11 protein-coding genes are annotated in these 10,000 nt (G+C 62.2%); 4 read left to right on the top strand and 7 right to left on the bottom strand.

The genetic code is table 11. The features are described 5' to 3' along the window. Positions 1-161 precede the first annotated feature (161 nt). On the bottom strand, positions 162-731 hold the full coding sequence (locus LDL37_RS01985) for a DNA-3-methyladenine glycosylase I (RefSeq protein WP_290793556.1): 570 nt from the start codon (positions 729-731) through the stop codon (positions 162-164). Between the two features lie 376 nt (positions 732-1,107). Further along, positions 1,108-1,287: a hypothetical protein gene (locus tag LDL37_RS01980; RefSeq protein WP_290793553.1), complete on the bottom strand. Its 180-nt coding sequence runs from the start codon at positions 1,285-1,287 to the stop codon at positions 1,108-1,110. Positions 1,288-1,494: 207 nt separating this feature from the next. Between LDL37_RS01980 and LDL37_RS01975 the strand changes: the two genes are divergently transcribed. Further along, positions 1,495-1,956, top strand: a complete 462-nt coding sequence (locus tag LDL37_RS01975) for a hypothetical protein (RefSeq protein WP_290793551.1) — start codon at positions 1,495-1,497, stop codon at positions 1,954-1,956. A gap of 324 nt (positions 1,957-2,280) precedes the next feature. Continuing rightward, a complete protein-coding gene (locus LDL37_RS01970) occupies positions 2,281-2,610 on the top strand; it encodes a hypothetical protein (RefSeq protein ID WP_290793549.1) in 330 nt (109 codons plus the stop codon). A 9-nt stretch (positions 2,611-2,619) separates the two neighbouring features. On the opposite strand, the gene LDL37_RS01965 is transcribed toward LDL37_RS01970, so the two are convergent. The 3 genes from LDL37_RS01965 to LDL37_RS01955 form a co-directional block, all read right to left on the bottom strand. Further along, entirely contained in the window at positions 2,620-5,025 is a 2,406-nt protein-coding gene (locus tag LDL37_RS01965) for a TonB-dependent receptor (RefSeq protein WP_290793546.1), read from the bottom strand. Continuing rightward, the gene (locus tag LDL37_RS01960) at positions 4,970-5,929 is read right to left on the bottom strand and encodes a FecR domain-containing protein (RefSeq protein WP_290793543.1); all 960 of its coding nucleotides are present in this window, start codon (positions 5,927-5,929) and stop codon (positions 4,970-4,972) included. Before LDL37_RS01960 ends, LDL37_RS01965 begins: the two co-directional genes overlap by 56 nt. Positions 5,930-6,003: 74 nt before the next feature. Next, positions 6,004-6,528, bottom strand: a complete 525-nt coding sequence (locus LDL37_RS01955; RefSeq protein WP_290793540.1) for an RNA polymerase sigma factor — start codon at positions 6,526-6,528, stop codon at positions 6,004-6,006. Positions 6,529-6,823: 295 nt separating this feature from the next. Here LDL37_RS01955 and LDL37_RS01950 point away from each other — a divergent pair, with 295 nt between their 5' ends. Together LDL37_RS01950 and LDL37_RS01945 are read left to right on the top strand one after the other, a co-directional pair. Next, a complete protein-coding gene (locus LDL37_RS01950; protein WP_290793538.1) occupies positions 6,824-7,834 on the top strand; it encodes a glycosyltransferase in 1,011 nt (336 codons plus the stop codon). Then, the gene (locus LDL37_RS01945; protein WP_290793534.1) at positions 7,831-8,718 is read left to right on the top strand and encodes a hypothetical protein; all 888 of its coding nucleotides are present in this window, start codon (positions 7,831-7,833) and stop codon (positions 8,716-8,718) included. The genes LDL37_RS01950 and LDL37_RS01945 overlap by 4 nt, the downstream gene beginning before the upstream one ends. Here the strand turns inward: LDL37_RS01945 and LDL37_RS01940 are convergent. Both LDL37_RS01940 and LDL37_RS01935 read right to left on the bottom strand, forming a co-directional pair. After that, complete coding sequence (locus LDL37_RS01940; RefSeq protein ID WP_290793531.1) at positions 8,693-9,241, bottom strand: mismatch-specific DNA-glycosylase; 549 nt, start codon at positions 9,239-9,241, stop codon at positions 8,693-8,695. The genes LDL37_RS01945 and LDL37_RS01940 overlap by 26 nt on opposite strands. 22 nt (positions 9,242-9,263) lie before the next feature. Next, positions 9,264-10,000, bottom strand: a 737-nt coding sequence (locus LDL37_RS01935) for a hypothetical protein (RefSeq protein WP_290793528.1), incomplete at its 5' end; no start/stop codon positions are given.

Genomic DNA, 10,000 nt, shown 5'->3' with positions numbered 1-10,000 from the left:
TGTCTTTATGCGAAGTACGCAAATTATGACGATCAAGTACAATATCACAACCATAATGCTTATCATATTTTGATGGGATTTCAAGATTGCTTGGACAGAATATTTAAAAACTATGAACTGTATAAGCAGCAATTGAAACGTGACGATTAAATAAGTGGCGTTTACTTCGCCGCCCGGAAGCAGCTTGCCACATGGTCATCGACCAGACCGACGGCCTGCATATAGGCGTAGAGGATGGTGGAGCCGACAAAGCTCATGCCGCGCTTTTTGAGGTCTTTCGACAGGGCGTCGGAGACGGGGGTTGAAGCGGGCACATCGCGCAGGGTCTGCGGGCGGTTGCGCAGGGGCTGACCCCCGACAAAGCCCCACAGATAGGCGTCAAAACTGCCGAACTCTTTTTGAATGGCCATGAAGGCGCGGGCGTTTTTACGCACCGATGCGATTTTGAGGCGGTTGCGGATAATGCCGTCGTCGTGCATCCGCGCCTCCAACTCTGCGTCGCTCAGGGCGGCGCAGGCGGCGACGTCGAAGTTTTTGAAGGCAGCACGGTAGGCGTCGCGGCGTTTGAGGATGGTTTCCCAGTTGAGCCCGGCCTGCGCGCCCTCAAGGATCAGCATTTCGAACAGCAGGCGGTCGTCGTGGACCGGCACGCCCCATTCGTGGTCGTGGTAATGCACATAGTGGGGCTTGCTTTCGTTGACCCAGCCGCAGCGTGTCCGTCCGTCGCTCATTATGGTCTCCTCCTGAGCGCATGCCAAAACGTGTGAAACGGTTTTTTGGACTCACATGCGCGATCAAACACAAGATCAGCGCAGGTTTAGCCTATTTGGCGCGTATTAGAGCGGAATGATTTCTACTGCAATCATTCCGCTCAAGCCGCCATTGAGGCGGCGGCCAAGGTGGCGGAGCCACCGCCCGGCGAGGGGCTAAACAAAAACTAGATCATTATGTTTCTACCAGAAATCATAATGATCTAGTGTCAGCATAAGCGCACCCCCGCCCGCAAATCGGCAAAACTTTTGCGAGCGATGTGGATTTTGAGTCACGGCCTTCATTTCCGGTCCTTACGCAGCCCTGACAAATACCGGGGCCGAACACATGGCCGACTTATGCGCGGCGATGCGTCACCGGTCGCTGTTCGCGCAAATGCGGCCCGGCGCGCGGAAAATTGTCTCCACAGGACAAGGCCTTAAGCGACACGCGCGACACGCTGCGGCCATCGCGCGGCGCAAATGCGGCGGTGCGCGGGCGAATACGGCCAAAGCGTGTTTTACCCGAAGGTGACACGCGCAGGGCGTGCTTCCCGATGGTTTACTTACCCCCCGACCCGTAGCCTGAAACTCAGCCGGGGCGCTGTTGAGCCACACAGCTTGAACGCCCAGCACGCAGGCTTTGTTACTGCAAAGTCACCGGCTGGTCTTTCTGTTCGCACCGGATGCGCGGATGGAAAGCGCCACGGACACACATTCAACCGGAACCGAAAGGAACCCCATCATGACCCGCTTTAACCTGACGACCAAGATCGCCGCCTTCGCCATTGCCGGTGCTGCCCTCTCCATCACCCCGGCTCTGGCGCAGACCACGCCTTCGACTTCCCAACCTTCGACCGACACCACGGCGACCGCCGAAGCGCCGGCCGCCTCCACCACCCTGACCGGCAAGATCGCCGCCGCGGGCCAGAAGGCCGGCACCTTCACGCTTCAGGTCGGCGAAGCCCCCTCGGCCAAGGAAATCGCCGTTGACGCCTCGGCCGCGACCTCTGACGGTCAGCCCTTCGCCATCGGCGATGAAGTGACCGTGACGGGTACGCTGAGCGCCGATCAGACGGCCCTGAAGGCCTCTACCCTGGCCAAATCGGGCGCTTCGGCGACCTCGGCCCCGGCGGACTCGTCGGCTTCGGATATGTCGGCCTCGCCGTCCACCGAACCGGCTCCGGCCAGCAAGCCGGTTCAGTAAGCCACTTAGAGCATTCGTCGGCTAAGTTGAGCCGCCGAATGGCTCTAATTATTTCGAACGCCTCATGCTTTTTCCGAAAAGTGGTGTCCACTTTTCGGCATGAGGCTCTGGCTTAACCGGTGCCCCGTGTGGGCATCGGTCAGCCCCGCCGCCCCCACGGGCACTGAGGGCAGAAACGAAAGCCCCGTCCGGTCGTGCATCGGGCGGGGTTTTTTAATGTGTGTGGCCCCCGTGACCGGCTTTTTGTCACGGTGACCCGCCCGGCGGATCGTATCCTTATACATCGCCGTTTAGAGTAAAATTCAGCAAAAACAGGAGGATATCATGAACGATTTCATCACCAACGGCCCCATCAGCGACTGGAACGACCACGACGCCTTCTGGCAACGCGACTTTTCCAACCGCCCCTATGGCGCGGAAGACAATTACGGCATTTTCCGTCCGGCCTATCGCTTCGGCTATGATCTCTATGGCGATCATGCCGGTACGGCTTTCAACGATCTGAGCGATGACGAACTGCGCAACCGTTGGGACGCCTACCCCGAACGCGGCGAGCTGAGTTGGGATCGGGCGCGTGACGCGGCCCGCGATGCCTATGCCCGGCGCGACATTGATCCGGCCCCGCGTCTGGAAACGGTTATCGACGAGAATTAATTGATCCGTTCAGAAGTGCCGGTTGACCGACAGCCACAGGGTGCGCGGCCTTAGCGGCGTATTCTGTGGTGCGGTGTCCAGCGCGAACGGGTTACCATAGGCGAAGCTGTTGCTCTTGTTACCCGTCGCATTGGTGACGCGCAGGGCGATCGTATAGGGCCCCAGATCGGCGCTGCTGCTGAGATCGAGATTGGTATAGCCCTTCATGCGGATCACCCGCGTGATACCGTAGTTGAGCGGGGAGCCGCCGCGATACGAAAGCACCGCCGCGTTTTCGAGCGGCAGTCGCCACAGTCGGCGGCGCCACTGGGTGGTCAGGCTGACCATGTGGGGCGAAATATAGGGCATCCCTTCTTCCAGAACCTTGGGATAGAGGGGATTGGTCTTATACAGGTTGGGATCGCTGAACTGTGCGCGTACCTGCACCGTCAGGGTGTCGCGCGGCCGCCAACCGCCTTCGATTTCAAGGCCGGTGTTCCGGGCATCACCAATATTGAGCGTCACGGGTAGCCCGGTGGGTCGCAACTGATCCGACTGAATATCGCGCCATTCGATATGATAGAGGGCGGCATCGGCCCGCAGCCGGCCATCCGGGGCGCGGTATTTCATACCCGCTTCGATACTGTGCAGGCGGTCGCCCCGGTAGGTGGCGGGGATGATGGTTTTCTGTGCCGTGGTGGTATTAAAGCCGCCGGTACGGAACCCGTCTGACGACAGGGCGTACAGCATCAGCGTGTTCGAGGGCTGATAGCTCAGCATCAGCTCGTGCGTCACCGGGGTCGCGTTGATGACGCCCGTAACGCGGCCCGACGGGGCATAGTCCACAAGGCGCACCCTCGCGATGTCGCTGAGCGTGCGGTGACGCGACCTTTGCGCCCGCAAGCCCGCAGAAAGGGACCATTTGGGCGCAAAATCCCAGGTGAGCTTGGCAAAGGCGGCCACGTCGTCGATGCGGTCGGAGCGGTCCTCGTCATAGAGGGTGCGCCGCGTAAAGACGTCGATCAGCAGGGGCGTGAAACTTTCTTCGCTTCGCGCCGCAAACACCCCGGCCAGCCAGCGCAGCGGACGGTCGGGCGGCGACACATAGCTGGCTTCGACACTGGACAGCCGAATGGTCTGGTCTTCCTCGAAGAAGAGGACGCCCGAATTGGGGATGGTGACGTAGCGCCCGATCGGTTGCGCGTCATAGCCGGAGTGAATCTTGTGACGCAGGCGGTTGAGCGCCAGCCGCCACGTTCCCGAAGGGGTTTCGCGCGTCACGCCGATCGCCAGGTTCTGAAAGATATTGTCGTGCGGTTCGGCCAGAGACAGGGCGCGGCGGTACGGACCCATGCGGCCCACGACGTACTGGCTGTTGGAGGAGCGCAGATCCTGCACGATAAAGGTCGAATCGAGCGTCAGGGTGGGGGTCGCCTGCCATTTGAACGACAGCCGCCCGCCTGAGCGCTGGGTGTCGTTGCTGGCATTCTTCGTCAGGGCCTCATCCTTGATAAACCCAGCCGATTTTTCGTCCCATACGACGGCACGCAAAGCGGCCTCACCCGGCAGGGGCAGGTTGATCATGCCGGTGGTCCGCCATGACGGCTTGCCTTTAGAGGCGGTGCCGAGCGCCACCCCGGCTTCGGCTTCGAAATGGTCGAACTGCGGCTTGTTGGTGACCAGCCGCACGACGCCGGACAGGGCACCCTGACCATACAGATTGCCCTGCGGCCCCTTAAGGACTTCGAGGCGCGCCATATCGACCAGCAGCAGGTCAGGGTCCGGCGCATTATAGGTGATCGGCGTGTCGTCGAGATAGAGGCCGACCATCGACTGGGTGCGTCCGGTCAGCACGCTGTCGGAGACGCCGCGCAGGAAGATCTTGTCGCGGCCAGGCCCCAGATTGGTCACCGTCATGCCGGCCACATGCGGGGCCAGGCTCGACAGGTCGGTATCATTGCCGGACAAAAGCGGCGGCGCCACCACGCTGATCCCGGCGGGGGTGTCGAACAGGCGGCTGGGGTGGCGCACCACGATCAGCGGAATGTCGTCATTGGACGGCGGCGGCGTGGGGCGAACGGCGGGGCGCGGCAGCGTGGGGCGCGCCTCACGCACCAGCCGGAAGGTCACGGCATCGACGCGCTCGACGCGGCAGCGGCTGCCCAGGACCAGCTTTCGTAACGCCGTATGTGCGGAAAAGCGGCCTTTGAGGGGGCGCGCGGTCGCGTCGCACTGCGCCGGATCGACCCCGCCGACGGAAATGCCGCTGCGAGCCGCCAGCGTGATCAGGGCTTGCGGCAGGGGGGCGGCGGGAAGGTTGAAATCGTAGGCACGGTCGGCAGCGCGGGCCGCCGGGGCCCCCAGCAGGGACGTGCAGAAACTAACGGTCAGAAGCCCGGCGGCGAAGATAGATGGCGTCTGGCGTCGTGCGGGCATCGACCGGTAGGAACTCAGCTATACGCCCGGCAACCGCAGTCTGCGAATCGAGGGTCAGGATGGCGTTCAGCCTCAACTGCGCGGCGTCGCCTTCGACGATGATCGGCTTATCGAAATACCGGTTCAGGTCGGCGGCCACGGCGGACAGCGGCTGATTGCGATAGATAGCACGGGATGATTGCCACGCAAAGGCCTCCGCCGGATCGACCTTGGCCAGTTGCCGCGTGCCCGACGCTTCGCGGTAGGTGCCCAGATCGCCGGGCTGCAGGCGTGAGGCGGCGCTGTGGTCGGCCATTTCAACCTCGCCTTCACGCACGGCGACGCGCACCTCGCCATTGAGGCGGGCGACGTTGAATTCGGTGCCGATGTCGGTGAGGGTCAGCTTACCGGTCAGCAGGCGAAACGGCTGATCGGCCTTGTGCGCCACGGTGACGGCCACTTCGCCCTTGTCCAGCGTGACGGTGCGCGCCTTGGACGTCATCTTCACCGACAGGTGGGTGTCGGTATTGAGCCTCAGTTGCGTCCCGTCGGCCAGGGTGACGGTCTGGCGCTCACCCTTATGCGTGGTGTAGGTCTGAACCGGCGACAGCGCGCCCGAAGCCAGCAGGAAGACGCCTGAGGCGACGGCGGCCAGACCGCTGGCGCCCATAGCCATCAGGCCGAAACGGCGCGTCGGATGGCGCGGTGTCACGGGTCGCACAGCCGATGTTGGCGTATGAGCCGGCTCCGCCGCCTCCAGATCGCCCCACAGGGTCAGGGCTTCGGCATAGGCGCGGGCATGGCGCGGCGACGCATCGAGCCAGTCGGTCAGGGCGATGATGTCGCGCTCGCTGATCACGCCCGATTGCGCCCGGATCACCCAGTCGGCCGCTTCAGCTTCGATTTTCGCGTCGATGTCCGACATGGTTTGTGGCCTCTCTGACCAGATGACACCCTGATACGTCGTTACCCGTAAAATTTCCTTCGCAGCGCGGAAAATTAATTCAGCCACCGACTTCGGTTGAGCGCCAGAAGGTGTTTCAGGGCGCTGCTGAGGTGCTTTTCAACCGAGCTGATCGAAATATCGAGCCGCCGCGCCACCTCGGTCTGGCTGAGGCCCTCCAGCTTATGCAGCCGGAAAATGTCGCGCGTCTTTGGTGGCAGGGCGTCGATATCGTTCAAAACGGCGCGCAGGACCTGCCGTCCGCCGACCACGGCCTCGGCATCCGGGGAGGCGTCGGCTTCGCCGGTCATTTGCGGGTTGAGCGTCTGCCACGCCTCTTCGCGGGCGTCGCGCCGCGTCAGGGTGCGGCGACGATTGAGCCACAGATTGTTGGCCATGCGGAAGAGAAAGGCCAGAGGCTCCTCAATCTCAGCGTCTATGCCGCCGCGCATCAGGCGCAGATAGAGGTCCTGAAGCACGTCCTCGGCGCTCGCCTCATCGCCGCACAGCCGCGTCAGGTAGCGCAGAAGCACGTCGCGTTTGGCGAAATAGGTTTCCGACAGGCGCGCGGTGGGGGTCATCGGCTCTCTGAGGCGTGATCGGGCTATGAATATAAGGGCGATTTCCCTTCCCGGACAAGCCTTTATGCCCGATCACGGGAGGTCAAAGTAAAAAAATCATAAAAATTTTTCGAAACGGCATGAGGGTAATCGTGTCCGTCGGTGTCATCGCTACAGGAGGCTCCTCCGGAAGGTGACCATTCGTCCTGCGGGGGACAGTGGATGCCGGGGTCTCCATCTTAAACCTGAACCGGGCGTCGTGAGTCTGCGACGTCCGGATTTTCTTCCGGTTTTTCCTCTGAGCGGGACCAGTGACATGCGTTTGCTGAACATCATGCTGACGAAGGCAAAGGGGGGAGACGGCCTGATGGCGCGTCACTACCACGATGCCCTGACGGCGGAAGGGTACGATGTGCTCAGCATCGGCCATCCGGACGGCATGTTGTCTGACGTGCCGGGTTTTCGCCCGCTCAATAACCGTTTCATTTCTGACCCGATCTGTGCCTTGCGTCTGGCGGGCTATGCCCACAGCTTCCGCCCCGATCTGGTCATTGCGCACGGCAACCGCGCCGGCCGCGCCTGTATGCTGCCCTTCATCGGCACGCGCCAGCGCACGGTGCAGGTGCTGCACACCCCGTCCTACAAGCCGCATCTGAAAGACGTCTCCGCCGCCCTGTGCGTCAGTGGCCGCGTGCGCGAAGGCGCCGAGTCGCGCTTCCCTGACCTGCGCCTGTTCGACGTGGCCAACTTCTCGCACCTGCGCGCCCTGCCGGTGAAATCAAAACCCAATGCCGTGCCGGTGATCGGAGCCATGGGGCGTCTGCATTCGATCAAGGGCTTTGACCTGCTGCTCGAAGCCTGCGTTGAACTGCGCGCCGCCGGTCAGCGCTTTGAGCTGCGCATCGCCGGTGATGGTCCGGAGCGTGCCGCGTTGGAGGCCCTGACGCGCCAGTTGCGCCTTGAGGGCCATGTGCGTTTCTGTGGCTGGGCCGAAGACCCGCTGACCTTCCTGCACGGCGTCGATCTGTTTGTCGTGCCGTCGCGTGAGGAATCGTTTGGTCTGGTCGTCATCGAAGCGCTGGCGGCCGGGGTGCCGGTGGTGGCGTCGGACACCGAAGGCCCGCGCGAAGTGCTGCGCGGCGGTCAGTTCGGGGCCCTGTTCCCCAAAGAAAACACCGCCGCTCTGGCGCAGGCCCTGGGCGGTGTCCTGGATAACGGCACGCAGTGGCTGCGTCGCGCCCGCGAAGCGCAGGCCTATGCCATTGAGTCCTTTGGTTTTGATGCCGGTCGCCGCCGTCTGCGCCGCACGGTCGAGGCTTTGGCGTGATCGAACTGTGGCAGGCGGGATTTGTGCCGCGCCCGATAGACGATGTGGCGCAAACGCCGCCGCGTGCGGATGAGGTCATCTGGCTGCCGCCGCAGGGATCATTCCGCTTCGTTGCCGACCCTTTCGGTCTTCAGCGCGCGGAAGGCCTGACCGTCTTTGCCGAGACCTGGGATTATCGCGTCAAACGCGGCGAAATTCATTATTTTCAATATGATAATGAGTATAAGCTGATCGGTTCGGGCCCGGCCCTGATCACGCCCTTTCACCTGTCCTATCCCTTCCTGATCGAGGAAGCGGGTGAACTCTATATGCTGCCCGAAGCGCATAAGAGCGGCGTTTTGACCCTCTATCGCTGCGAGCGCTTCCCCGACCGCTGGGTGCCGGTCAAGGCCCTGCTGGAGGTGCCCGCCATCGACGCCACCGTGGTCAAGCACGATGGGCGGTGGTGGATGTTCTACGCCCTGCCGGGGGCCGAGCGGCGGGCCATGCGCGAACTGCACGTCGCCTATGCCGATAATCTGCTGGGGCCGTGGCAGCCACACGCCGCCAATCCGGTGCGGGCGGGTCTCGACACCTCACGCCCCGGCGGCACGCCCTTTGTCCGCGACGGCAGGCTGCACCTGCCCATGCAGGATTGCGTGGCGACCTATGGCGCGGCGATCAACCTGCTGCGCATCGACACCCTGACGCCGGAACGCTTCTGCGCCGGGCCGGTGGCGCGTCTGACGGGCGAGGGCCTGCTGGAAGGCTATGGCGACGGCTTCCACACCCTGTCCGGGCACGGCGGTGTGACCTTTATCGACGTCAAACGCCTGCATCGCTCAGCGGCGGAACCGCTGATCAAGCTGCAATTCAAGCTCAGGAAGGCTCTGGGCAAGCGGTAACGGCCCGCGCCAGATCCTGCCACGCGCCCTCATCCCAGAAGCGCCGCGCCTGACCCGACGGCGACGGCAGCACCCACAGCGTCGTCTCTCCCGCCGTTTCCACCTGCCGCCCCAGCGCGATCTGCCCCGTCGGTCGCCCCAGAAAGACGCTGGCCGCCGTTTTGGAGGTAAAGGCCAGATGTTGCGGCGCATATGCCGCGATCTTGGCCTTTAAGGCCTCGGCGTCCCACGCCTCTGCGGGCAGGTCCACATCATTGCCATAGTGCGCCTTGCACAGGTCCGTCAGCCCGATCCCATAGTTGAGCAGGCGCGGATACTCCGTCGGCGTCAGCCGTTCGGACGTCAGACCCACCTTATGCAGGGTGCGCCAGAAAAAATTTCCCGGATGGGCGTAATAGGCCCGCTTCTGCGCCGACACCCGCCCCAGCGCCGTGCCGCAAAACACCAGTTTCAGCCCCGGCCGCAACAGGTCCGGCACCCTGTGCGCGTCGGGCAAAAGACCAGCACGGTCCAAAGGTGTCATGGCGAAAGCTCGTGCTCAGGGACTATTTACACGTCAGATCAGCATCTTTTGGCAGAAAGCGTATGTTTTTCAGAATAATCGGGCCAATCGGATAAGGCCAGTGTTCGAACAATAAACGATTGGCAACCGGGCAGGTCGAGGTGGGTTTGAAGGTATAACCGCCGCCCTTTGCCACCAGCGCCATGACGGCATCGAATTTGACTATACCCGGTAGGGTACTTTCAACGCGCAGCATCATATCCGTCTGACCGGCCAATTGGCCATAGGACAGCAGAACCGAATTGGGCGGAATGAGCGCCTTGTTATTATCTTTTACTATGGGTGGTAAAGCCTGATCCGCCGCATTGTCCACGACCTTATCCGAACGCAAAATCTTCATCGGATATTGAGGTGCATAGCTCTTTTGCCAGCGCGGGGCTGTGGGCTTGCCGTCCACCACATCATATTGAATGGCAAAGGTTTCGCCCGGATAGATCAGCAGTGCGCCGTCTTCCATGATAAACGGCGATTTGCCGACGGGAATGGGTGTGTAGCTGTCCTTGTTGAGGCGCAGCACGATCTCAAGCCCACCCGCGCGGCACTGGGTGGCCGCGCAGATGGCCTCAAGACTTTGTTCTTTTGCATTGGATGTTTGCGCAAGGGCTGTTCCTGCGGACATGCATATATATGCCGCGAACAGCGCTATCCGGTTCCACATTTTCGATCCCCCCCATTCGATGATTGAGCTTAGCCTAAAAGCTGCCCCGGCACAAAGGCCGC

The organism is Asticcacaulis sp. (assembly GCF_020217185.1).
Taxonomy (GTDB): Bacteria; Pseudomonadota; Alphaproteobacteria; order Caulobacterales; family Caulobacteraceae; genus Asticcacaulis.
The sequence above is the reverse complement of the archived record's forward strand: the minus strand, read 5'-3'. Positions and strand labels throughout refer to the sequence as shown.

Bases quoted from the DNA above. Each gene is read 5' to 3' on its own strand.
- LDL37_RS01985 (WP_290793556.1), bottom strand. From the start codon at position 731: ATGAGCGACGGACGGACACGCTGCGGCTGGGTCAACGAAAGCAAGCCC.
- LDL37_RS01940 (WP_290793531.1), bottom strand. From the start codon at position 9,241: ATGACACCTTTGGACCGTGCTGGTCTTTTGCCCGACGCGCACAGGGTG.
- LDL37_RS01955 (WP_290793540.1), bottom strand. From the start codon at position 6,528: ATGACCCCCACCGCGCGCCTGTCGGAAACCTATTTCGCCAAACGCGAC.
- LDL37_RS01950 (WP_290793538.1), top strand. From the start codon at position 6,824: ATGCGTTTGCTGAACATCATGCTGACGAAGGCAAAGGGGGGAGACGGC.
- LDL37_RS01960 (WP_290793543.1), bottom strand. From the start codon at position 5,929: ATGTCGGACATCGACGCGAAAATCGAAGCTGAAGCGGCCGACTGGGTG.
- LDL37_RS01970 (WP_290793549.1), top strand. From the start codon at position 2,281: ATGAACGATTTCATCACCAACGGCCCCATCAGCGACTGGAACGACCAC.
- LDL37_RS01975 (WP_290793551.1), top strand. From the start codon at position 1,495: ATGACCCGCTTTAACCTGACGACCAAGATCGCCGCCTTCGCCATTGCC.
- LDL37_RS01965 (WP_290793546.1), bottom strand. From the start codon at position 5,025: ATGCCCGCACGACGCCAGACGCCATCTATCTTCGCCGCCGGGCTTCTG.